16 protein-coding genes are annotated in these 22,851 nt (G+C 63.5%); 7 read left to right on the forward strand and 9 right to left on the reverse strand.

Going from position 1 to position 22,851, the window contains the following annotated elements:
* Positions 1 to 235: 235 nt before the first annotated feature.
* Positions 236 to 850 carry a LysE family translocator gene (locus NKH12_RS11480; protein WP_352953213.1) on the forward strand — a complete coding sequence of 205 codons (615 nt, stop codon included), beginning with the start codon at positions 236 to 238 and terminating at the stop codon, positions 848 to 850.
* A gap of 82 nt (positions 851 to 932) precedes the next feature.
* On the opposite strand, the gene NKH12_RS11485 is transcribed toward NKH12_RS11480, so the two are convergent.
* Positions 933 to 1,256 carry a YciI family protein gene (locus NKH12_RS11485; RefSeq protein ID WP_352953214.1) on the reverse strand — a complete coding sequence of 108 codons (324 nt, stop codon included), beginning with the start codon at positions 1,254 to 1,256 and terminating at the stop codon, positions 933 to 935.
* Between the two features lie 129 nt (positions 1,257 to 1,385).
* On the reverse strand, positions 1,386 to 1,949 hold the full coding sequence (locus tag NKH12_RS11490; RefSeq protein ID WP_352953215.1) for a peroxidase-related enzyme: 564 nt from the start codon (positions 1,947 to 1,949) through the stop codon (positions 1,386 to 1,388).
* A 135-nt stretch (positions 1,950 to 2,084) separates the two neighbouring features.
* On the opposite strand from NKH12_RS11490, the gene NKH12_RS11495 reads away from it, so the two are divergent.
* A complete protein-coding gene (locus tag NKH12_RS11495) occupies positions 2,085 to 6,893 on the forward strand; it encodes an NAD-glutamate dehydrogenase (protein WP_352953216.1) in 4,809 nt (1,602 codons plus the stop codon).
* A 92-nt stretch (positions 6,894 to 6,985) separates the two neighbouring features.
* The gene (locus NKH12_RS11500) at positions 6,986 to 8,365 is read left to right on the forward strand and encodes an MFS transporter (RefSeq protein ID WP_352953217.1); all 1,380 of its coding nucleotides are present in this window, start codon (positions 6,986 to 6,988) and stop codon (positions 8,363 to 8,365) included.
* Positions 8,366 to 8,522: 157 nt separating this feature from the next.
* Here NKH12_RS11500 and purH read toward each other — a convergent pair whose 3' ends face one another.
* The 4 genes from purH to htpX all read right to left on the reverse strand — a co-directional run bounded on the left by purH (position 8,523) and on the right by htpX (position 14,492).
* On the reverse strand, positions 8,523 to 10,139 hold the full coding sequence (purH, locus tag NKH12_RS11505; RefSeq protein ID WP_352953218.1) for a bifunctional phosphoribosylaminoimidazolecarboxamide formyltransferase/IMP cyclohydrolase: 1,617 nt from the start codon (positions 10,137 to 10,139) through the stop codon (positions 8,523 to 8,525).
* A gap of 66 nt (positions 10,140 to 10,205) precedes the next feature.
* A complete protein-coding gene (locus NKH12_RS11510; protein WP_352953219.1) occupies positions 10,206 to 11,954 on the reverse strand; it encodes a heparinase II/III family protein in 1,749 nt (582 codons plus the stop codon).
* 139 nt (positions 11,955 to 12,093) lie between these two features.
* A complete protein-coding gene (locus NKH12_RS11515; protein ID WP_352953220.1) occupies positions 12,094 to 13,488 on the reverse strand; it encodes an RsmB/NOP family class I SAM-dependent RNA methyltransferase in 1,395 nt (464 codons plus the stop codon).
* Positions 13,479 to 14,492 carry a zinc metalloprotease HtpX gene (htpX, locus tag NKH12_RS11520; RefSeq protein WP_352953221.1) on the reverse strand — a complete coding sequence of 338 codons (1,014 nt, stop codon included), beginning with the start codon at positions 14,490 to 14,492 and terminating at the stop codon, positions 13,479 to 13,481. The genes NKH12_RS11515 and htpX overlap by 10 nt, the downstream gene beginning before the upstream one ends.
* Before the next feature lie 142 nt (positions 14,493 to 14,634).
* Between htpX and NKH12_RS11525 the strand changes: the two genes are divergently transcribed.
* A complete protein-coding gene (locus NKH12_RS11525; protein WP_352953222.1) occupies positions 14,635 to 14,874 on the forward strand; it encodes a DUF1674 domain-containing protein in 240 nt (79 codons plus the stop codon).
* A gap of 7 nt (positions 14,875 to 14,881) precedes the next feature.
* Here the strand turns inward: NKH12_RS11525 and NKH12_RS11530 are convergent, their stop codons facing one another.
* A complete protein-coding gene (locus tag NKH12_RS11530) occupies positions 14,882 to 15,547 on the reverse strand; it encodes an HAD-IA family hydrolase (RefSeq protein ID WP_352953223.1) in 666 nt (221 codons plus the stop codon).
* 176 nt (positions 15,548 to 15,723) lie between these two features.
* On the opposite strand from NKH12_RS11530, the gene NKH12_RS11535 reads away from it, so the two are divergent.
* The 3 genes from NKH12_RS11535 (at position 15,724) to NKH12_RS11545 (ending at position 20,003) form a co-directional block, all read left to right on the forward strand.
* Positions 15,724 to 16,593, forward strand: a complete 870-nt coding sequence (locus NKH12_RS11535) for a transglutaminase-like domain-containing protein (protein ID WP_352953224.1) — start codon at positions 15,724 to 15,726, stop codon at positions 16,591 to 16,593.
* Between the two features lie 344 nt (positions 16,594 to 16,937).
* Positions 16,938 to 18,299 (forward strand): pilus assembly protein TadG-related protein, encoded by a 1,362-nt coding sequence (locus tag NKH12_RS11540; RefSeq protein ID WP_352953225.1) that lies wholly within the window; start codon positions 16,938 to 16,940, stop codon positions 18,297 to 18,299.
* A gap of 435 nt (positions 18,300 to 18,734) precedes the next feature.
* Positions 18,735 to 20,003: a class I SAM-dependent methyltransferase gene (locus tag NKH12_RS11545; protein WP_352953226.1), complete on the forward strand. Its 1,269-nt coding sequence runs from the start codon at positions 18,735 to 18,737 to the stop codon at positions 20,001 to 20,003.
* Between the two features lies 1 nt (position 20,004).
* On the opposite strand, the gene NKH12_RS11550 is transcribed toward NKH12_RS11545, so the two are convergent.
* A complete protein-coding gene (locus NKH12_RS11550; protein ID WP_352953227.1) occupies positions 20,005 to 20,751 on the reverse strand; it encodes an MOSC domain-containing protein in 747 nt (248 codons plus the stop codon).
* Positions 20,751 to 22,706 carry an acetate--CoA ligase gene (gene acs / locus NKH12_RS11555; protein ID WP_352953228.1) on the reverse strand — a complete coding sequence of 652 codons (1,956 nt, stop codon included), beginning with the start codon at positions 22,704 to 22,706 and terminating at the stop codon, positions 20,751 to 20,753. The genes NKH12_RS11550 and acs overlap by 1 nt, the downstream gene beginning before the upstream one ends.
* Positions 22,707 to 22,851 lie beyond the last annotated feature (145 nt).

A 22,851-nucleotide genomic window follows, 5' to 3' on the forward strand; every position in this document is an offset into this window, starting at 1 on the left:
AAGCCGCCACCGGTCAATCCAAGCCGACCAAAAGACCGAGCCTCTCCCAATCAGATGGCCTTCATATATGAATAACTTTCCCCGGACAGCCCTGCGTTCACGGGGAGAAGATGGCGGCAGCCAGATGAGGGGCAGCGCCGACGACTCTTCAGAGGGCAAGTTCTCTGCAGTCTGCAGGGTGCCAAATCGCCGCCGATCGGATATCCTTGGCTCTCTGACGCTCGAAGGCACTCACATGCACGTCACCTCGCTTCTGATCTTCGCCGCCGCCCTTTTCGTCGCCGCCGGCTCGCCCGGCCCCTCGATCGCCGCTCTGGTGGCACGGGTCATCGCAAAGGGTTTTCGCGATGTGTTCCCGTTCCTGCTCGCCATGTGGATCGGCGAGGGCATCTGGCTGTCGCTGGCGGTATTCGGGCTGGCGGTGGTGGCGCAGACCTTCCATCTCGCCTTTGTCGTGCTGAAATGGGTCGGCGTCGCCTATCTCGCCTATCTCGCCTGGAAGATGTGGACAGCCCCGGTCGAGGCGCGCGAGGGCGAGATGCCGCGCGAGGAGTCGGCCGTTAAACTGTTCTTTGCCGGCATGGCGGTGACGCTCGGCAATCCCAAGATCATGATGTTCTACCTGGCGCTGCTGCCGACCATCATCGATCTCGCCTCGGTGACGGTCGTCGGCTGGGTCGAGCTGACGCTGACGATGGCCGTGGTTCTGGTCGCCATCGATCTGGCCTGGGTGCTTGCGGCAGCGCAGGCGCGAAAACTGCTGAAGAGCAAGCGCGCAATGAAGATTGCAAACCGCGTCAGCGCCAGCACCATGGCCGGCGCCGCGGCGGCGATCGCGGCGCGGTCATAGCGCATAATCCCGAACCGAAGAACCGCGTCATCGAAAATGGCAACCGGTTTTTGCTTCGCGGACCTTCGGTTCGGAAAGAACGTCACATCATCTCGATGATCGGCGCGATCTCGACGCTGAAACCCGGGTCCCTCAGGATAGGACAATCCTTGGCCTTGTCGACGGCATCGTCGATGTCTTTCGCTTCGATGATTGTGTAGCCGGCGGTCGGATTGCTGCCGCCATTGTTCTCGACCTTGCCGCCCGGCAGCACGGTCTTCGACATGCCGACCGGATTGCCACCGTCGACCACGGCCGAGCCAAGCTTGCCATACCAGCCGTTCCAGGCATCCATCGCTGCTTGCCGTTCTGCCTCGTCGGTCGGCATCTTGCCCGAGCCATGATACACATAGAGAAATTTCGCCATGTTCTCCTCCGTTGATCGGCGGCATCAACCGGGCTGCGGTCATGCCGCAGGGCGATCATCGGGCCAAACCGGCAAACAAGCAACGAGAATGCGCAATAGCTAATATATCCTGTTCGGTTGACTCGCACCTCACCTTGCCATCGCGTGGTATTCATCGTTCGGCCGCATGTCGACCGCCGCCGCCACCCGGTTCGACATGTTGAAGAAGGCGGCGGTCGAGGCGATGTCCCAGATGTCGCGATCGGAAAAGCCGGCCTCACGCAGCGCGGCACGGTCGGTCTCGACGATCTTGCCCGGCTGCTCGGTCAGCTTCACCGCGAATTCAAGCATCGCTTTCTGTCTAGCGGAAAGCTCGGCGGCGCGAAAATTCATCACCATCATCTCGCCGAAAGCCGGATCGCCGGAAAGCTGGCGCACCGCCGCGCCATGGGCGGCGAGGCAATAGTAGCAATGGTTGATTGAGGAGACGGCGACTACGATCATCTCACGCTCCAGCTTGGACAGGCCGGATTGGCCCAACATCAGATCATTGTACATATCGGTGAAGGCGCGCAGCTTCGTCTCGTCGAAAGCGTAGGCCAAAAGCACGTTGGGAACGAGGCCGAGCTTTTCCTCGCATTTGGCGAAATAGGCTTTTGTCGCTTCGCTGAGTTCCGCGGGTGCGAGGTCAAGTGCAGTGATTTTTCCGGCCATGGGCTGTTTTTCCTTGTTCGTCGGTGATTTGCCGCCGAATTCCGACATTTCGTCGCAAGCGGTCAAATCTTTGTCGCCAATATCGGTCATCTGCTACCATAGTTATAAAACATATGACGGGAGGGATTTAGCGACATGGCCGGCCTGAAATCTGCAAGCCAGTTGAAAAAGATAAGCACGGCCAAGGGCAGCGAGAAACCCGCCAGGCTTGCCGATTACCTGCTCGCCCGAGCGCCGGCCGAAGATGTTGCCGCCTATGAGGTCACCGCTCTCGAACGCGCCGCCGATCTCGCTGGACGCGCCGTCGTCAGGCACAAGAAGGGCGACTGCGTCGTCGCCATAGACCTCGATTCCGGTGTCGTCCGCCAGGGCAGGCCGATGACGGTGATCACCGTTGTCAATGACAACATGCCGTTCCTGTTCGATTCCGTCCTCGGCGAGATCACCGAGAGCGCCGGCGAACCGCTGCTGGTCACCCACCCGGTCATCGTCGTCAGGCATGGCAAGAGCGGCGTCGACGAAATCCTCGGCGATGGCGGCTTTGCCAAGGGCGATCACAGTCATGAGCGGCTGAGCGTCATCCACGTCCATATCGGCCGTCTTTCGGCCGAGCAGGCCGACGCATTGGCTGGGCGGCTGAAAAAAATATTGGACCAGGTGCGCGCCGCCGTCACCGACTGGAAGCCGATGCTGGCCCGCCTCGACCAGGCAATCTCCGAGTTCCGCTACGCTCCGGTGCCGCTCGACAAGGCCCACGTCGCTGAGGCGATCGCCTTCCTCGAATGGCTGCGCGACGACAACTTCACCTTCCTCGGCATGCGCGAGTTTAGATATACCGGCGGCGAGAAGAGCGGCATGCTGGAGCGCACGGAAAAGCCCGGCCTCGGCATCCTCTCCGATCCCGACGTGCTGGTGCTGCGGCGCGGCACCGAAGCGGTGTCGACGACGCCGGAAATCCGCGCCTTCCTGCACGGGCCGGAACCGCTGATCGTCACCAAGGCCAACGCCAAATCGACCGTACATCGCCGCATCTATCTCGATTACATCGGCGTCAAGACCTACACCGCCAAGGGCGTGCTTGCAGGCGAGTTGCGCATCGTCGGCCTGTTCACCTCGACCGCCTACACGCGCTCGGTGATGAAGATCCCTTATCTCAGGTCGAAAGCTGAAACGATCATCGCCAAATCCGGTTTCAACCCTGAAGATCACTCCGGCAAGGCACTGATCAACGTGCTGGAGAGCTATCCTCGCGACGAGCTGTTCCAGGTTCCAGTGCCGATCCTGCGCAAGCACGCTGAAGCCATTCTGGGGCTGATCGAGCGGCCGCGCGTCAGAGCGCTGGTGCGCGCCGATCAGTTCGACCGCTTCGTCTCGGTCCTCGTCTTCGTGCCGCGCGACCGCTACGACAGCGTCGTACGCGAGAAGATCGGCACCTATCTGAAGACGGTGTTCCAAGGCCGGCTGTCGGCCTACTACCCCGCCTTTCCGGAAGGCGGGCTGGCTCGTGTCCATTTCATCATCGGCCGTTCCGGCGGCAGGACGCCGAAGGTCGACCAGACGACGATCGAGGCAGCGATCCGCGCCATCGTGCGGACCTGGGACGACATTCTGCGCGAGACCGCGGCCGAGACCGTCGCCGATGCGGCGCTCACGGCGATCGCTTCGCGCTTCTCGGGAAGCTATCGCGACAGCTTCTCGCCGGCGGAGGCGTTGGCCGATGCCGGGCGCATCGCCAGGATCAGCGCGGCCAATCCGATCGCCATCGACTACTATCGTCATGCCAACCAGGAACCGCATCAGGCGGCGCTGAAGATCTATCACCATGGCAGCCCGGTGGCGCTGTCGCGGCGGGTGCCGGTGCTGGAGAACATCGGCTTCCGCGTTATCAGCGAGCGCACCTTCGAGGTCGGGGACGAGGCTTCCGGCATGATCAATAGTGATCAGCCGGGCATGGTCTTCATCCACGACATGGAGCTTGAAAACAGCTACGGCAAGCCGATCGACCTCGGCGACCGCGGCGCGCTGTTCGAGGACGCGTTCCTTTCCGTCTGGCGCGGCGACATCGACAATGACGGCTATAACGGCCTTGCCCAGACCGCCGGCCTGTGGTCGAGCGAGGTCACCATCCTGCGCGCCTATGGCCGCTATCTGCAGCAGGCCGGGATCCCGCAGAGCCAGGATTTCATTGCCGCCGCGCTCAACCGCTATCCGGAGATCGCGCGTGGCCTGCATGAGCTGTTCGTCGCCCGCCTCGGACCGACGGCGGAGACGGAAGGGGTGGTCGCGGCCAAGCACCTCAAGGCCAAGATCAGGGATGCGTTGGAAGAGGTTCCCAACATCGATGACGACACCATCATCCGTCGTTACCTCAACCTGATCGAAGCCTCGCTACGCACCAATCATTTCGTTCCCGATCTGAAGGAGAAGGGCCAGTCGCTGGCGATCAAGCTCGACTCGCAGGCGGTCGACGGCCTGCCGGCGCCGCGGCCGTGGCGGGAGATCTTCGTCTACGGCTCCGAGGTCGAGGGCGTGCATCTGCGCTTCGGCCCGGTCGCCCGCGGCGGTCTGCGCTGGTCGGACCGCGCGCAGGACTACCGCACCGAGGTGCTCGGTCTGGTCAAGGCACAGCAGGTCAAGAATGCGGTGATCGTGCCGGTTGGCGCCAAGGGCGGGTTCTATCCGAAGAAGCTGCCGATGGGCGCCGGCCGCGACGCCATCTTCGAAGCCGGCGCGTCCGCCTACAAGAATTACGTTTCCAGCCTGTTGTCGATCACCGACAATATCGGCCTCGACGGCGTCATACCGCCAGCCGGTGTGATCAGGCGCGACCAGGACGATCCCTATTTCGTCGTCGCCGCCGACAAGGGCACGGCGACCTTCTCCGACACCGCCAATGCCATCAGCGAGAAGCATGGCTTTTGGCTCGACGACGCCTTCGCCAGCGGCGGCTCGGCCGGCTACGACCACAAGAAGATGGGCATCACCGCCAAGGGGGCCTGGGAAGCGGTCAAGCGGCATTTCCGCGAGATGAACCGCGACATCCAGACCACGCCCTTCACCGTCGTTGGCGTCGGCGACATGTCGGGCGATGTGTTCGGCAACGGCATGCTTCTGTCCGAGCAGACCCGGCTGATCGCCGCCTTCGACTATCGCGACATCTTCATCGATCCCGCTCCAGACATGGCGGCTTCGATGGCCGAGCGCCGGCGCATGTTCGCCCTCGCCCGTTCGAGCTGGCAGGACTACGACAAGACGAAACTGTCCGAAGGCGGCGTCATCGTCTCGCGCAGCCAGAAATCGATCACGCTGCCGCCGGCCGCGGCCGCGGCGATCGGCCTCGGCAAGACGACCGCCTCGCCGGTCGAGATCATGAGCGCAATTCTCAAGGCGCCGGTCGACCTTTTATGGTTCGGCGGCATCGGCACATATCTCAGGGCATCGACGGAAACCAACCAGGATGTCGGCGATCGCGCCAATGATGCTATTCGGGTGACCGCGCTCGAAGTGCGCGCCAAGGTCATCGGCGAGGGCGCCAATCTCGGCGCGACGCAGCGGGCCCGCATCGAGTTCGGGCTGAATGGCGGGCGCTGCAATTCCGACGCCATCGACAATTCGGGCGGCGTCAACTGCTCCGACGTCGAGGTCAACATCAAGATCGCGCTGGCTTCAGCCATGCGCAAAGGGGCACTGACCCGCCCAGCGCGCAACAAGCTTCTTGCCGAGATGACCGACGAGGTGAGCGCGCTGGTGCTGTCCAACAACTACGAGCAGACGCTGTCGCTGTCCCTTGCCCGCAAGCGCGGCCTTGCCGACATCGCCCATCAGAGCCGTTTCATGGCAGCGCTCGAGGCGCGCGGTCTGCTCGACCGCAATGTCGAAGCTCTGCCGTCGCCGGCAGCCCTTGCGGAGCGCGAGGCGCGGGGCGAGCCGCTGACCAGGGCCGAACTCGGCGCGCTGTTGGCCTATGCCAAGATCGTGCTGTTTTCCGATATCGTCGCCAGCGACGTGCCGGACGATCCGCATTTCGACCGTGACCTGATGGGCTATTTTCCGGACCGGATGGCGATGAAATACGCGGCCGAGATCCATGGCCATCGCCTGCGCCGAGAAATCATCGCCCGTGTCGTCGCCAACGATCTGGTCAATCGCGGCGGCCCATCCTTCGTCAACAGGCTGCAGGAAGCAACCGGCCGCAGTGCGGCCGACGTGGTCCGGACCTTCGCCGTGGTGCGCGACGGCTTCGGCTTGCTGGCGCTCTATCGCCAGATCGACGCGCTTGACAACCAGATCGACGGACAGGTGCAGCTCGACCTCTATCAGGCCGTTAGCCGGCTTATCTATGTGACCAGCGGCTGGTATCTCAAGAACGATACCGGCATCGCACCGCTCGGCCAACGGATCACCGAATTGCAGGACGCGCGCAAGGCACTGGAGCCGAAGCTCGTTTCGCTGCTGCCGGCCTTCTCGCGCGAGCGGATCGAGGAACGGCGGCATGGTCTGGCCAAGGGCGGCGCGCCCGAAAAGCTGGCCGAACAGCTGGCGCTGACCGATGTGGCCGGCGTCGTCCCTGACATCGCGCTGACGGCCCGAACGGCGAACGCCGACATTGTCGTCGCTGCGCAGGCGTTTTTCGCGGTCAGCGATGCGTTCCGTATTCCGCGCGTCGAGGATGCGGCGCGCTCGATCGCGCCGTCCGACTACTATGATCAATTGGCGCTTTCCCGCGCCACCGACACGATCGGCGCGGCCAGGCGCGGCATCGCGGTGGCGGCGCTCACCGGCCATGCCAACGCGGCGGACCCGGTGGCGGCATGGCTGGAGGCCGGCGGCGAGAGGGTCGGGCGCATCCGCGAGCGGCTGCAGGCGCTGACCGAGGGCGGCGACATCACCGTGTCGAGGCTGTCGGTGGCATCGGGGCTGATCAGCGACCTGACGGCGCTGTGAGAAGTTTTCCACATCGCGCGGGATTGCTGGCAGGAACTGCGCTATAGAGCGGCGCGGCGCCCTGGTTCGTGGCGCCGTTCGTGGGAGGGCATATGGCCGAGGTAGCAGTGCAGCGAGCGCCGGAACGCGGCATCTGGGGATGGATGCTGTTCGACTGGGCAGCACAGCCATTCTTCACGGTCATCACCACCTTTATCTTCGGGCCCTACTTCGTCTCGCGCATGGCGAGTGATCCGGAAACGGGCCAGGCGGCATGGGGTTACGGCATCGCCGCGGCGGGTCTGGCGATCGCCGTGCTGTCACCGATCCTCGGCTCGATCGCCGACCAGACCGGCCCGCGAAAACCGTGGATCGCACTCTTCGCCGCGATCAAGATCACCAGTCTTTGCTTACTGTGGTTCGCTGCTCCCGGTTCGAACCTTTTCCTGGTCGTGCTGTTCTTCTCGCTGGCCTCGGTCGCGGCGGAATTCTCGACCGTCTTCAACGATTCGATGATGCCGCGTCTGGTGCCGAAGAGCGAAATCGGCCGAATCTCGAATATGGCATGGGGTCTTGGCTATCTCGGCGGCATGATTGCTCTAATCTTCGTCGTCGCCTTCATGGCCAGTTCACCGGAAACCGGCAAGACCATCGTCGGCCTCGACCCGGTCCTCGGGCTCGATCCGAAACTCGGCGAGGACGCACGGGCGACCGGACCCCTGTCAGCGGCCTGGTATTTCCTGTTCATCCTGCCAATGTTCTTTTTCACACCGGATGCCGCGAAGGGCATTCCCCTTCGACCGGCGGTGCGCGAGGGACTGTCGGAACTGAAATCGACGCTGGGTGAAATACGCAAGCGCAGCGGCATCTTCCGCTTTCTCGTCGCCCGCATGGTCTACCAGGATGGCGTCAATGCGTTGCTTGCGCTGGGCGGTGCCTTTGCGGCGGCGATGTTCCACTGGTCGATCACCGAGATCGGCCTGTTCGGCATCATCCTCAACGTCGTCGCCATCGTCGGCTGCCTGGTTGCCGCACGCCTCGACGTGGCGCTTGGCTCCAAGACCATAGTGATGATCTCGCTTGTCCTGCTCAGCATCGCCACGATCGGCATCGTCTCGACCGGGCCGGGCTACACGCTGTTCGGTGCCTGGATGATGCCCGGAGCCGATAGCGGCGGGTTGTTCGGTACACCGGCGGAAAAAGCCTACCTCTTCTTTGGTCTGCTGATAGGGCTTGCCTTCGGGCCGGTGCAGGCATCGTCGCGCTCCTACATGGCGCGCAGCGTCACCGCTGCCGAATCAGGCCGCTATTTCGGCATCTATGCGCTGGCCGGGCGGGCGACCAGTTTTGCTGCGCCATTCATAGTGGCCACGATCACCTTGGCCAGCGGCTCGTCGCGGCTAGGCATGGCGGCAATCGTGCTGTTCCTCGGCGTCGGCCTGGCGATCCTGGTCCGCACGCCGTATCCGGCCGACAACCGGCCGGCGGAGTGAGAGACGTTCGATAATTCTACTCCGCCGGTCGCCTGACGCGATTTTCTGCGCTTCCGGTGCTCACGGACTCAATGTCCGCTCCGCTCCGGTTCTCGAAAACCACGCCATCCGGCTCAGCGGAGCGAATTCTCAGAACGCCTCTACACCGGCATAGCAATCAATGCCTGAAATGCCTCACGCCGGTAAACACCATGGCGATGCCGTGCGCGTCGGCGACGGCGATGACATCGTCGTCGCGCATCGAGCCGCCTGGCTGGATGACGGCGGTGGCGCCGGCTTCGATCGCAGACAAAAGCCCGTCGGCAAACGGGAAAAAGGCATCCGAGGCGACGACAGAATTTTTGGTCAGCGGCTCGGCCAGACCGGCAGCCTCGGCCGCGTCTAGCGCCTTGCGCGCGGCGATGTGCGAGGAATCGACCCGGCTCATCTGGCCGGCGCCGATGCCGACGGTGGCACCGTCTCTGACGTAGACGATGGCATTCGACTTGACGTGCTTGGCGACGCGAAAGGCGAATTTGAGATCGGCCATTTCGGTCGGAGTCGGCGCCCGCCTGGTCACCACTTTCACGTCGAGGTCATCGACCACCGCATTGTCGCGGCCCTGGACGAGCAACCCGCCGGAAACGGATTTCACGATGGAGCCGGCCGTGCGCGGATCGGGCAGGCCGCCGGTGACAAGCAAGCGCAGATTCTTCTTGGCGGCGACGATGCGGATAGCTTCTTCCGAGGCGCCCGGCGCGATGATGACCTCGGTGAAGGTTTTGACGATCTCTTCGGCGGCCTCGGCATCAAGGGTACGGTTCATCGCGACAATGCCGCCAAAGGCCGAGACCGGATCGCAGGCAAGCGCCTTGGCGTAGGCCGCCTTCAACGAAGCGCCCTCAGCGACGCCGCACGGGTTGGCGTGCTTGATGATGGCGACGGCGGCGGAGCGGGCCGGGTCGAACTCGCCGACCAGTTCGAAGGCGGCATCGGTGTCGTTGATGTTGTTGTAGGAAAGCTGCTTGCCCTGAAGCTGGCGCGCCGTCGCGACGCCCGGCCGCTTGTCGCCATCGACGTAGAAGCCGGCGCTCTGGTGCGGGTTCTCGCCGTAGCGCATCACCTGGTCCAGCCTGCCGCCGAAGGCGCGCCAGGTGGGGTGCTCGATCTCCAGCGCTTCGGCGAACCAGCCGGAGATCGCCGCATCATAGCTGGCGGTGCGGGCGAACGCCTTGGCCGCCAGCTTCTTGCGGAAATCCAGCGAGAGCGAGCCGAAATTCATCTCCAGGGCGTTGATCACCGAGGCATAGTCCTCGGGATCGGTGACGATGGCGACATAGGCGTGGTTCTTGGCCGAGGCGCGGATCATCGCCGGGCCGCCTATGTCGATGTTCTCGACGATCGAGGCGTAAGCGGCGCCGGAGCGGCGGACATCCTCGAATGGGTAGAGATTGGAGACGACGAGATCGATCGGCTCGATGCCATGATCGCGCATCGCCGCGGCGTGTTCGGGATCGTCGCGCACGCCGAGCAGCGCGCCATGCACGGACGGATGCAGCGTCTTGACGCGGCCGTCCATGATCTCGGGAAAGCCGGTAAGGTCGGAGACGTCGCGCACGGCCATGCCTGCCTCGGCGATCGCCTTTGCCGTGCCGCCGGTGGAGACCAGCTCGACGCCGGCCGCGGCCAGCGCCCTGGCGAAATCGATGAGCCCGGTCTTGTCGAAGACGGAAAGCAGCGCGCGGCGAACGGGAACGAGGTCGGGCGCGGGGATGTTCTTGGCGGCGACGGCCATGGGCTGGCGGCCTTTCACGGCTGGTTGGGAAAGTGTCCGCGCGCCGTAGCACATGAGGCCTGGAAATCAAACTGCGAGGCTAACCGCAGTCTCAGCTTTTTGCCGGAGGACGGCGATCACCGTCCGCGTCAGTTGCCAATGGACTTCGGAAACCTCCGATGCCTTGAAGGCCAGCACGATCTGCCGGCTGCGGCGCGGGCCGCCAAGACCGGCGAAATAAATCGATTCCTCGACCTCGGGCGTCACCTCGGTGCAGGTGAACACCCACGTGTCGGCCTGATCGGCGGTCAGCACCAGGCGACCGTGCTCGTCCTGGAGCAGGCCTATGTCGGGATGGATGTGGAAGCGCACCGTGACGAAATCGCGACCGTTGTTGCGGATGGCCGCGCCGCCCGGCCGCAGAATGCGATCCTTACCGGCGAGCACATTGCCGTTGGCCGACAATTTCAGTTCGCGCTCATGCAGGAAGCCGAAGCGCGCGACATAGCCGTCGTGGCGAGCCAGAAAACCCTGGCTGCCTTGCTGGTCGGTGCGCTTGCAAAGCACATGCTGCGGGCCGCCGATCAACGGCGTGCCGAGCAGATCGTTGACGCGCAGCGAGTGGCTGAAACGCGCTGACGAGGTGTCGTTGATGGTGGCGGTCGAATGGGCCGCCGTGGCGCGGGCAAGCGGCCGGAATTCGGCGGCGCCGTAGGTGTCGACGCCAGCGTTGACGACATAATGCTGGCGGCCTGAAGACAGCTCGAAGGCCAGGCATCCGGCGTGCGCCGCGTTGGAAACATCGATGGGCGGCGGCGGACCGGTATCGGCGATCACGGTGACGCCGCTCATGGAGAGACGCTCGTAGCCCGAATGCGGTGCGTGCAGCAACGGCGCGCCGGCGGTGTCGTCGTGGCGCAGAATGGTGGCGATGCGGTCGTGGATAGTCGCACCCATGCCGTTGAAGCGGGCGAGGCTGCCGTTCTGGTGGCGAAAGAAGCGCAACGCCGGCAGCATACGGTCGATGGCGCCCATCAGCGCCGCCGGCGGCGTTTCGGCTTGATTGGCATAAGTCTGCCGCAGCGGCAGAAGGTCGGCGAGAATTTCAAGCACGGCCATCGGATTGCGGGAAATATGGCCGCCATCCGGTAGAATCTGGCGGTCGAGCTCCTCGGCAAGGTTGCGGGTTGCACCGCGCAGCGCCGATGGCGGCGCCGGCAGTGACAGAGCGGCAAAGGCAAGCGCGATGCGGGCGCGCAGCCTGTCCTTGCCGTCCGGCATCTCGCGTGCCATCGCCCTGAGATAGCGGATCTGCATGGCCAGCGATTTCAGAAACGCCCGGTAGAAGGGAAATTCAGCACCCTGCAGCACTACCGAGGAATGCTGCAGCCAGGCAATAACGCGCTTGGCCGTCGTGCCGGGCTCCCAGGCGACACCGGAAATGTTGCTGCCATGAATAGTGATCCAGTCGGAGACCAGCGCGCGGGCATTGGCTGCGGCAAGCTCGGTGCCGGCGGCGCGCATATGGCGCAGCCAGCGAAAGCCGTGCAGGGCCTTTTGCCAGCCGGGATTGGCCACGGCGATTTGGAAGGGCGACTTGCCGCCGGTCTCGACCAGATGCCCCGACAGCGGATAGCGACCATAATAGATCTCGAGCGCAATCTGCGGGTCGGCCAGGCGCAGGTCCGGCGGAGCGATCAACACGCGTTCCGGCGTGCGGCCGGAGTAGCGCCAGCGATAGATAGGCCCGGCACGCAGGCGCCGGCGCGTCTTGCGCCAGAACTCCTTCGCGACAAGCGTCCATAGACGCGTCGTGCTGCCGGCAGCGATCGCCAAAAGCCCTCCTGATACCCCTCAATCCGAAGACAAGTTATATGGTTCAAGAACTTATGCGAAGGCGAATTTCCACTGAGGCCTTGGAGTTCAGCCTGTTTTCCGCAGGATTCTTCCTAAAATAGTCTTCAAATTCTCAGCTTTAGCCGGCCCTGCGCATGCGGGCGGCGAAGAAGCCGTCCAGGCCGGACCGTTCCGGTGAGCCGAGCTCGAGATCGGCGGGCGTGGTGCGCAGCGTGCCTTGCGAGGTCAGGAAAGGATCGATGCCGGCGATCTCGCCCGGGCGGAGCGGATCGTCGACGATATCAGCCGTTCCGGCGAGGAAGGCGCGGTGAAGCGCCTCGCCTTCGAGCGGGTCGAGCGAACAGTTGGAAAAGACGATGCGACCGCCGGGCCTGACCAGGGTGACGGCGCGGGCGAGCAGCCTCCGCTGCAGATCGGCGAGTTTTTCGACGTCGGCCGCCGTCTTCGTCCAGGGCACGTCGGGATGCCGCCGCACCGTGCCGGTCGAGGAGCAGGGCGCATCGAGGAGGACGGCGTCGAACGGTTGTTCCGGCTCGTATTTGAGCAGATCGGCCTGGACGATCTCTGCGGACAAACCAAGCCGCTCGAGATTCTGCGAGAGCCGCGCCAACCGGTTCTTCGAGGAATCAATCGCGGTGACCTCGGCGCCGCCGAGAATGAGCTGAGCGGTCTTGCCGCCAGGGGCGGCACAGAGATCGGCGACGCGCAAACCCCTGATGTCGCCGAAGAGCCGGGCCGGAAGACTGGCGGCGGCATCCTGAACCCACCAGGCGCCGTCTTCGAAGCCGGGCAGCTCGGTGACGGAGGCGCTGAGCTTTTCCACCCGCACCGTGCCGGTCGGCAGCACGATGCCGCCGAGCCGCTCGGCCCACAGCGCGGGATCGGACTTGGCGGTGAAGTCGACCGGCGCCTCATACCTGTGGGCGGCGAGGATTTGCCTGGCCTTATCGGCGCCATAGGCAGCTTTCAGCCGGTCGGAAAACCATTTCGGCGCTTCGTCGGTAGCGGCAAGCGCCGCAGCCAACTCGGCCTGCTTGGACCGCGCCAGCGTGCGCAGCACGCCATTGACGAGACCGGAGAAGCGCACCGTGCGCGGATCGGACTTGGCGTGGGTCACGGCAAGGTCGACGGCGGCACTGTCGGGAATGTCGAGGAACAGGATCTGCGCCGCCGCTACATGCAGAATGTGCGAAAGCGCGGTGGCGTTGGGCGGCAGCGGCTTTTCCAGCCGGCGCGCCAGCAGCCCTGATATGGTCATGCGAAAGCGCAGCGCAGTGACCAGTATAGCGCGCACCAGCGCCCGGTCGCGCAGGTCGAGCGCCTTGTATTGCGGATGGCCGTTCTCGTGGTCGGTCAAACCGTCGAGCGGCGTCTTGGCATCGATGACGGCGGCAAGCAACCGTGCCGCCGCCTTGCGCGCGGCGAGACCAGCGACGGGCTCGTCGGGGCTCGCTGTATTGTTTTCATGATCGCCTGAAATTCGGTGCCGGCGTTTCGCTTCGCTCACGACCACGGGCCTTTGGGTCCGGTCGGATTGCGGCCCCAGGGATTGGATTTCGGCCTGGCCGGTTCAGTCGGCTGCTCAGGCTGCTCGGCTGCCTTCTCCCACGGGCCGGACGGCCGCTGCTCGTCCTGCCGCGGCATCGGGGCCTGCCGCTGAGCGGGGGCGGATGTCATGTCCCGCGCCATCGCCTGCAAAGCCGCGATGCGGTTGTCGGTGTTCGGGTGGGTGGAAAACAGACTGTCCATGCGCTCGCCGGAAAGAGGATTGATGATGAAGAGGTGGGCGGTCGCCGGATTGCGCTCTGCATCCGGGTTGCGGATGCGTTCGGCGCCACGGGCGATTTTGTCAAGCGCCGAGGCAAGCCAAAGCGGCTGTCCACAGATCTCGGCGCCGCGCCGGTCGGCCTCGTATTCGCGGGTGCGGCTGATCGCCATCTGCACAATCATCGCGGCTAACGGCGCCACGATCATCGCCACCAGCACGCCAATAATGCCGAAGGAATTGTTGTTGTCGCGGCTGCCGCCGAAAAAGAAGGCGAAATTGCCGAGCATCGAGATCGCGCCGGCAAGCGTGGCGACGATCGTCATGGTCAGCGTGTCGCGGTGCTGCACATGGGCGAGCTCGTGCGCCATGACAGCCGCGACCTCCTCATGCGACAGTTGCTGCAGCAGCCCGGTGGTGGCGGCGACCGCGGCATTCTGCGGGTTGCGGCCGGTGGCGAAAGCGTTGGGCTGCGGGTTGTCGATCAGATAGGTTTTCGGCATCGGCAGGCCGGCCTGTCTGGCGAGGCTCTGCACGATGGCGTAATATTCCGGCGCGTTCCTTTCGTCGACCTCGACGGCGCGGTTCATCGACAGCACCATCTTGTCGGCATTCCAATAGCTGAACAGGTTCATAGCGGCGGCAATCAGCAAGGCGATCACCATGCCGCCCGATCCGCCGATCAGATAGCCGACGCCCATGAACAGCGCGGTCATCGCGGCCAAAAGCATGGCGGTGCGAAGTGTGTTCATCGTCTGCTCCCGTTTCTGCCGGCCCTGCGTAAAAAGGGGTCGATCGCTATCGGCTCATCGCTATATGATGGGAACCATGCGGCCCTGTTTCAATTGGGGCCCGTTTCAAATGGGGCCAGTTTCAATCCGCCGGGAATATCGGATGATCGACGAAACCAATAAAACAGCTGAAACCAGTAATACAAACGCCGGCCCCGGTCACGACGCGCCGCAAAAGACGCTGACGCCGGCAGCCCGCCGTGCTTTGGCGGAAGCGGAAGCACGGCGCGAACGCTATCGCCAGCAGGAAGCCGCGATGCCCCGGGAGATCGGCGGGCGTGGCAGCAAGGAACCCGGCCGCTATGGCGACTGGGAGGTGAAAGGCCTGACCAGCGATTTCTAAGGGCACCCTACGCCGCAGTGCGCTCCGCCGCGAGGACAACCCAGCCTCGGTCGTCGACCGTAATGCCTAGCCCGTCATAAGAGGCGATCGCAGCATGCGGCGTTTGCAACGGATGCTGGTGCGTGGCGCTGATCACCACTACCGCAGCTCCTGCGGCCTCGGCCGCCGATATGCCGGCGGGCGCATCTTCGAAAACGAGACAGTCGCCCGCATCCACGCCCAACAGCTCGGCCGCCAGCCGGAAGCAATCGGGCGCCGGCTTGCCGCGGGAAACGTCCTCCGCCGCAACAAGGACGGCGGGAAGCGGGATGCCTGCGGCCGCGATGCGCAGGAGAGCCAGCTCGCGCGGCGCGGAAGTGACGATGGCCCAGCGCTCGGGCGGCAGCGACGCCAGAAACGCCGCGGCGCCGGCGATCGGAAGGATGCCCTCGATATCGGCCGCCTCGGCCTGCAGAAGCGCATCGGCCTCGCGCATCGGATCGACGCCTGGAAGCGCCAGCCGAGCGATGGTCTCGATCGCCCGCACGCCGTGGATCGTCGGCAGGAATGCGGCAACGTCGACACCTTGCCGGCGTGCCCAATCTGCCCAGACCCTTTCTGCGGCGGCAATCGAATTGACCACCGTGCCGTCCATGTCGAACAGGAAGGCTGCGAATTTCTTGCCTGCGAACATCTGTTATCCCGGGAGGTTGTGTCGGAGGGAACCAAAAGCGTGTCGATCGACCGTAACGTCGCGTCGGCTGCATGGGAAGGCGCGAGATCGCCTTTTCGATATACGAGGGAACCATGGCGGGCCGTTTCGCGTTGACCAAACTGTCTTCCACCATGCTCAAAAAAGAGGAAACCGCGATGCTGATTCGGCTCGGCTACGAAATCGCCATCGACTGTGCTGAAGCCACCCCGGTGATTTCGCTGCTCGAGATCCACAGGGACCGCCAGGCCGACATAAAACGGCAGACGCGCGTGCTGACCTCGCCTTCCGTGCCAACCCGGCTCTATCACGATCTTTATGGCAACACCTGCCGCCGCTTCACCGCGCCTGGCGGCGGCTTTCGCATTCTTTACGACGCCGTCGTCGAGGACAGCGGCGAGACCGACGAGGTCAACCCGCTGGCCAGGCAAGTGCCGGTGGCGGAGTTGCCTGATGACGTGCTCTGCTATCTGCTCGGCAGTCGCTATTGCGAGACCGATCATCTCAGCGATCTGGCCTGGCAGGTTTTCGGGCCTGTTCCATCCGGCTGGGCGCGGGTGCAGGCGATCGTCGACTATGTCCACAACCGTCTGTCGTTCGGTTACGGCTATGCGCGCTCAACCCGCACGGCGGCGCAGGCGCATGAAGAGCGCGTCGGAGTCTGCCGCGACTTCGCTCATCTGGCGATCACGCTCTGCCGCTGCATGAACATCCCCGCCCGCTACGTGAACGGTTATCTCGGCGACATCGGCGTACCGGTCGACCCGGCACCGATGGATTTTTCGGCGTGGCTGGAAGTGTTTCTCGACGGCAAATGGTACACGTTCGACCCTCGCCACAACACGCCGAGGATCGGCCGCGTCGTCATCGCGCGCGGCCGCGACGCGACCGACGTGCCGCTGCTGCACAGTTTCGGCCCGCACCAGCTCAGCTTGTTCAAGGTCTGGACCTACGAGCAGGAAAGCAACCTGTTCAACCCGCCCCATCGCGGCGTCGACAGGACCGCCAGCGCGCAGATGCTGGCATAGAAGCGCAAGCACGAACGGCGTGCGTCTTGCGGTTACGATCATCCGGGCTGTCGTACGGATCTGATGGCCCCTGGTCCGCTTCGGCACAGCGCGCCTGTGCCGGATCGGGATGGGGTTTTGGTGCTCTGCGGCGGACGGCGTGATCATGGTAAGCGCTTCGTAAACGAAATTGCCGCAGCGGCTTGTCGTTTACCGTTTGTTCACCTTGCCGCGTTTCGAAACCAAGCAGAAACAACGATTTGACAATGAGCCGGTAGCTGTTGGTCCCTTCGCGGCGCCGTCCGGCCGGAATCCTGCAATGCCCCTCACACGGCCTCGAGGTCGTGGCGAATGGAGGCGGAAGCATGCGGCATTTTGGGGGTCTTTTTCACGCGATCGGCAGCTTTGCCGGGGATCGAAGCGGAAATTTCGCGGTTCTGTTCGGCATGGTTGCGTCGGTGCTGGCGCTGGGCGCCGGCTTTGCCGTTAACGTTTCCCAGCTTTATAACGCCAAGTCGAGCTTGCAAGGCGTGGTCGATGCGGCGGTGACCTCGACGGCGCGCGACCTGACGACCGGCGTCATCAAGGAGGCCGACGCCAACAAGTCGGTGCAGGCGTTTCTCGATGCCAACAGCCGAGCGGGCATCCTGCAGGCTGATCGGATCGTCCTCGACAAGTTGACGCTCGACAGGACCGCCAAGACGGTTCAGGCGGACGTGCATGTCGATCTCGGCCTTTATTTTCCGCTTTTCAGCATGGGTGAGATGAAGCGCGTTGCCGCATCGACGACAGCGCTCTATTCGGACAAGACGATCGAAGTGGCGATGATGCTCGACGTCACAGGGTCGATGGCCGGCCAGAAGATCATCGATCTGAGGACAGCTGCAGCGAACGCGGTCGACAGCTTCCTGGACGGCCAGGACTCCTCTAACCCCCGAGTGCGTGTCTCAATCGTACCATACGCCAATTCGGTGAATGCCGGCGCCCTTGCTGCCAGCAGCGTCTATGTCGAAACCTCGACCAGCCAGCGCAAGCAGGCGCCAGGCAATGGCGCCGTACAGTATGTCTCCGGCTTAATGCGTCCGGACAATTGCGCCACCGAGCGCAAGGGTACCTATCAATATTCGGATGTAGGTCCCGACATCAGCATGGTCAATCGCGATTACCTGTTGTCGTCCTTTGCCGGGCAGACCGGCACGGCTGGCTGCCCGGCCGCCAGGTTGAAGCCGCTGACGGCGGACGCCGCGGCGCTCAAGAACGTCATCAAGAACTTTGTCGCATCGGGCGGCACCGCGGGCCATATCGGCGTGCAGTGGACATGGTACATGCTTTCGGAAAACTGGGGCAGCGTGATGAATGCTTCGCAGCGGCCGGCCAAGGCGGATCCGAACAAGGTCGCCAAAATCGCGATCCTGATGACCGACGGCGAGTTCAACCTGTCCTACTTCGATGCCAGCACTGTCGGTGAGGTCTACAATGATGCCGGCAAGGAACCGACCCGCACGGCAGCCAAGACGCTCTGTACCGCCATGCGCGACAAGGGTATCGAAATCTTCACCATCGGTTTCGATCTCAACGAGGAGAATGCCGAGGCGACACTGCAGAATTGCGCGAGCCCGGATACCGCCAAGATCAAGCACTTCTATCAGGCCGCCAACGGGACGGAACTCAACCAGGCTTTCCAGGAGATAGCGCGCAACATCGAAAGCCTGGCATTGACCAAATAGAGGGCATTACCTGACAGGATCCGGACAAGGAAAAGGCCGCCGCTTCTTTCGAAGCCGGCGGCCTTCCGTGTTCCGTCCATGGCGCGGCTCATGGCAGCGACGTGTAGAGTTTAAGTGCTGGAGCGTCCTTTGCGTGTCCAAAGGACGCTCGGCGCTCCAGGCGTCGCCAGCCGCGCATCTCGCGCCTTAACGGGAAGACTGCTTCCCGAAAGTGCAATCCGCTGAGGCCACGTTCTGGAAAACGAAATCACTCGACATCGGATCACCTCCTTTCGATTTGTTGAAGACGCCCTCATGATGGGGTGTCGATCTGCAAATGGCAAGGCGCCATGGTGAAAATGCCGTACGCGTTTGCCGCTAACTGCTTGCGGCTATCCGATCGGACAGGCAAAGTCGCTGCCGCACCGCCAGCGTGCTGAGCAGGGGAGGATGGGGATGGAGGCAGCCGACAGAGCCGCACGGATCGTTCGAACGGTCATCGAGACATTGAAGCCAGGTTTCGCTGTCAAGCTGTGGAACGGCGAGCGGATCGGGCCCCCCACCGGCCCCGTGGTCACCATCAACGACCAGGACATCGTCTGGCAGGTGATGCGTCGGCCCAACCTCTCGACGCTGATCGAAATGTGGATTTCCAAGACCATCGACGTGGAAGACGGTTCGCTGTTCGATTTCTACGCCCTGCCCGCGCACGGTAAACTCAGGACGAAGCTCAAGTCGTTGCCCAAGCTCGCGGTCCTGCGCGACCTGCCGGCCGTGCTTTTTTCGAGAAAACAGATGACGGCGCGGACCGACCTTTCCGGGCGCACCCCCTTCGTCAGCGGATCGAACAGGCAAGCCATCCAGCACCACTACGACATTTCGAACGCCTTCTACCGGCTCTTCCTCGACGAACGCATGGTCTATAGCTGCGGCTATTTCAGCGATTTCGCCAATGGCATCGACCAGGCGCAGAAAGACAAGCTCGACCACATCTGCCGCAAGCTCCGGCTGAAGCCGGGCGAAAAGCTGCTCGACATCGGCTGCGGCTGGGGAGCCATGCTCATCCATGCCGCGAAACGTTACGGCGTCGTCGGCCACGGCGTCTCGCTGTCGGAAGCCCAGACCCAGCTCGCCCGCGAGCGCATCCGCGCTGAGGGGCTGGAGGATCGCATCACCATCGAGATAAAATCCTATGCCGAGCTATCCGGCTCCTTCGACAAGATCTCGTCGATCGGCATGTTCGAGCATTTGGGGCTGGCCAACCACGCCGCCTATTTTTCGACCATCCATCGCCTGCTCAAACCGGGCGGCATTTATCTGCATCACGCCATCACCCGGCGCGACAAGGGCAGCATCAAGAAGACCTTGCGCAAGGGCCCGGAATTCAAGGCGCTGATCAAATACATCTTTCCCGGCGGTGAGCTCGATACGATCGGCATGACGCTCGGCAATCTCGAAGCGCACGGCTTCCTCGTCTACGATGTCGAGAATTTGCGCGAGCACTATGCCCGCACCTGCCGCCTGTGGGCCGAGCGCCTCCACGCACGCTTCGACGAGGCGATCGCCGAGGTCGGCGAAGCCAAGGCACGCCTCTGGCTGCTTTATCTCACCGGCTGTTCGATCACTTTCGAACGAGCCTCGGCGCAGGTTTTCCAGACGGTCGTCACCAAGCGCGCGCGGGGCCCAAGCGGCCTGCCGCCGACGCGGGCGGACCTTTATCGGTAGCCTACAGGAGGCGCATCGTCTCGCCGAGTTCAACGCGGGCGGGGCGGTCGACCGTGCAGTAGACGCCGAAATTGTGGGCGTTATGGCGGACCAGATTGCGCAGGATCGCCGCATCGTGGCCGAAACCATCCTGAGCGATGATGGTGAAGCCGCAGCGGCGGCATGGTTCGAAGATGGTCAACAGCAGATCGCCGATCGCCAGCTTGCGTCCGATCCATTCCGTCTCCGGGAATGATCCCTCGATCGCCGTCATGTCGACGACGATGTTGGGGCGGAAACGGCGCGGGTCGGCGGCGCCTTCCGGATGCAGCGCCTTCAGGCGCGCCAGCGAAGCGGTGGTCAGGAGGTGGATGGGCGCCTTGCGGTAACGCTCGGCGGTCAGAAGGCCGGTATAGTCCGGCGCATCTTTCTGGCGAAACGGCCGGATCGAGGCCGCGAAGCCGAGAAAGGCAGAAACGGTATAGTCGCTCTCGACGCCCGGCGCCGTCAACCACTTGCCACCGGGAATGGCAATCTCAAGCGCGCGGTCACCATTCAGCCGGGTCCGAATGAGTGGCACCTTGTGCCATTTCCCCTCGCGGTCAGGCCGCGCGATCTCACCGTCAGAGGCGTCTACAAGGCCGAACAGGCGGTCGCCGTCGATGGTCTCAAGGCCGACGGAGATCACATCCCGGTGTTCGCCGGCAAGCGAACTCGCCGGATAGCGCCAGAGCTCGCTGACAGTACCGATCTCCGTCGAGGCGGGCATCAGGCCCGCTTGTTCTGCCGGTTGGCGATGAGGTCGTCGACGACCGCCGGGTCGGCCAGTGTCGAGGTATCGCCGAGCGCGGCAAAATCGTCCTCGGCGATCTTGCGCAGGATGCGCCGCATGATCTTGCCCGAACGGGTTTTCGGCAGGCCGGGAGCGAACTGGATCTTGTCGGGCGTGGCGATGGCGCCAATGTCCTTGCGGACATGGGCGACGAGTTCCTTGCGCAACTCCTCGCTCGGCTTCTCGCCGGCCATCAGTGTGACATAACAGTAGATGCCTTGGCCCTTGATGTCGTGCGGATAGCCGACGACGGCAGCTTCCGAGACTTTCTCGTGCGAAACCAGCGCGGATTCGACCTCGGCCGTGCCCATGCGGTGGCCGGAGACGTTGATGACGTCGTCGACGCGGCCGGTGATCCAGTAGTAGCCATCGGCGTCGCGGCGGCAGCCGTCGCCGGTAAAATATTTGCCCTTGTAGGTCGAAAAATAGGTCTGCACGAAGCGCTCGTGGTCGCCATAGACGGTGCGCATCTGGCCTGGCCATGAATCGGCGATGCAGAGGTTGCCGCTTGCAACACCGTCCAGCACCTTGCCGTCGCCGTCGACCAGTTGCGGCTTGACGCCGAAGAACGGCCGCGTCGCGGAACCTGCCTTGAGGTGGGTGGCGCCGGGCAGAGGCGTGATCAGGATGCCGCCGGTCTCGGTCTGCCACCATGTGTCGACGATCGGCACCTTGCCGTTGCCGACGACGTTGAAATACCACTCCCAGGCTTCCGGATTGATCGGCTCTCCGACCGTGCCGAGCACGCGCAGCGATTTGCGCGACGTCCTGGCGACATGGGCGTCGCCGGCGCCCATCAGCGCCCGCAACGCCGTCGGCGCGGTGTAGAAGATGTTGACCTTGTGCTTGTCGATGACCTCCCAGAAGCGGGACTGCGACGGGTAGTTCGGCACGCCTTCGAACATCAGCGTGGTGGCGCCGTTGGCGAGCGGCCCGTAGACGATGTAGCTGTGGCCGGTGACCCAGCCGACGTCGGCGGTGCACCAGTAGATATCGCCGTCATGATAGTCGAAGACATGTTGGTGGGTCATCGAGACATAGACGAGATAGCCTGCCGTGGTGTGCAGCACGCCCTTCGGCTTGCCGGTCGAACCTGACGTATAGAGGATGAACAGCGGGTCCTCGGCCTTCATCTTCTCCGGCTTGCACTCCGCCTTAACCGTCGCGACCTCGTCGTGGTACCAGACGTCGCGTCCGGCTACCCAGCCGGTCTTGCCGCCGGTGCGGCGCACGACGACGACCCTCTCGACTTTCGTTCCGGCCTTGGCGGCGATCTCGATCGCCTTGTCGGTGTTGTCCTTCAACGGGATCGGCTTGCCGCCGCGCAGGCCTTCGTCGGCCGTGATGACGAAGGTTGATTTGCAGTCGTCGATGCGGCCGGCTAGCGCGTCCGGCGAAAAGCCGCCAAAGACCACCGAATGGATGGCGCCGATGCGCGTGCAGGCGAGCATTGCATAGGCGGCTTCCGGGATCATCGGCATGTAAATGGTGACGCGGTCGCCCTTCTTGACGCCGTGCTTCTTCATCACGTTGGCGAGCCGGCAGACATGCGCGTGGAGCTCGTTATAAGTGATCTTCCCGTCGTCGTAGGGATTGTCGCCTTCCCAGATGATGGCGGTCTGGTCGCCGCGCTTCTTCAGATGCCGGTCGATGCAGTTCCAGGAAACATTGGTCTCGCCGTCCTCGAACCATTTGATCGAGACCTTGCCGTCGAAGGAGGTGTTCTTGACCTTGCTGTAGGGCTTGAACCAGTCGATGCGCTTGCCGTGCTTGCCCCAGAACTTGTCCGGGTTCTTCACGCTGTCGGCGTACCATTTCATATAGGTGTCATTGTCGATCAGCGCATTCTTCTTCCACGCCGGCTGGACGCGATGGACATGAACCTCGGACATTTTTCCATTCCCTCCCAAGACCAACTGTCAGCTTGCTCGCCGAGCAGCATCGCGGCGAAGCGGCCGCGAATTCGCGCGCATTATTAACAGTTCCGCGGTGACGGCAACATTAGACGTTGGATTCGCGCGGCGGGATGCCGCAGAC

The organism is Mesorhizobium sp. M1322 (genome assembly GCF_040318085.1).
In the GTDB taxonomy this organism is placed as follows: domain Bacteria; phylum Pseudomonadota; class Alphaproteobacteria; order Rhizobiales; family Rhizobiaceae; genus Mesorhizobium.

Excerpts from the sequence above, each read along its gene's own strand:
- htpX (WP_352953221.1), bottom strand. The coding sequence starts at position 14,492 with ATGAACACACTTCGCACCGCCATGCTTTTGGCCGCGATGACCGCGCTG.
- purH (WP_352953218.1), bottom strand. The coding sequence starts at position 10,139 with ATGGCCGTCGCCGCCAAGAACATCCCCGCGCCCGACCTCGTTCCCGTT.
- NKH12_RS11485 (WP_352953214.1), bottom strand. The coding sequence starts at position 1,256 with ATGGCGAAATTTCTCTATGTGTATCATGGCTCGGGCAAGATGCCGACC.
- acs (WP_352953228.1), bottom strand. The coding sequence starts at position 22,706 with ATGTCCGAGGTTCATGTCCATCGCGTCCAGCCGGCGTGGAAGAAGAAT.
- NKH12_RS11490 (WP_352953215.1), bottom strand. The coding sequence starts at position 1,949 with ATGGCCGGAAAAATCACTGCACTTGACCTCGCACCCGCGGAACTCAGC.
- NKH12_RS11530 (WP_352953223.1), bottom strand. The coding sequence starts at position 15,547 with ATGTTCGCAGGCAAGAAATTCGCAGCCTTCCTGTTCGACATGGACGGC.
- NKH12_RS11480 (WP_352953213.1), top strand. The coding sequence starts at position 236 with ATGCACGTCACCTCGCTTCTGATCTTCGCCGCCGCCCTTTTCGTCGCC.
- NKH12_RS11540 (WP_352953225.1), top strand. The coding sequence starts at position 16,938 with ATGCGGCATTTTGGGGGTCTTTTTCACGCGATCGGCAGCTTTGCCGGG.
- NKH12_RS11495 (WP_352953216.1), top strand. The coding sequence starts at position 2,085 with ATGGCCGGCCTGAAATCTGCAAGCCAGTTGAAAAAGATAAGCACGGCC.
- NKH12_RS11500 (WP_352953217.1), top strand. The coding sequence starts at position 6,986 with ATGGCCGAGGTAGCAGTGCAGCGAGCGCCGGAACGCGGCATCTGGGGA.
- NKH12_RS11550 (WP_352953227.1), bottom strand. The coding sequence starts at position 20,751 with ATGCCCGCCTCGACGGAGATCGGTACTGTCAGCGAGCTCTGGCGCTAT.
- NKH12_RS11535 (WP_352953224.1), top strand. The coding sequence starts at position 15,724 with ATGCTGATTCGGCTCGGCTACGAAATCGCCATCGACTGTGCTGAAGCC.
- NKH12_RS11525 (WP_352953222.1), top strand. The coding sequence starts at position 14,635 with ATGATCGACGAAACCAATAAAACAGCTGAAACCAGTAATACAAACGCC.
- NKH12_RS11545 (WP_352953226.1), top strand. The coding sequence starts at position 18,735 with ATGGAGGCAGCCGACAGAGCCGCACGGATCGTTCGAACGGTCATCGAG.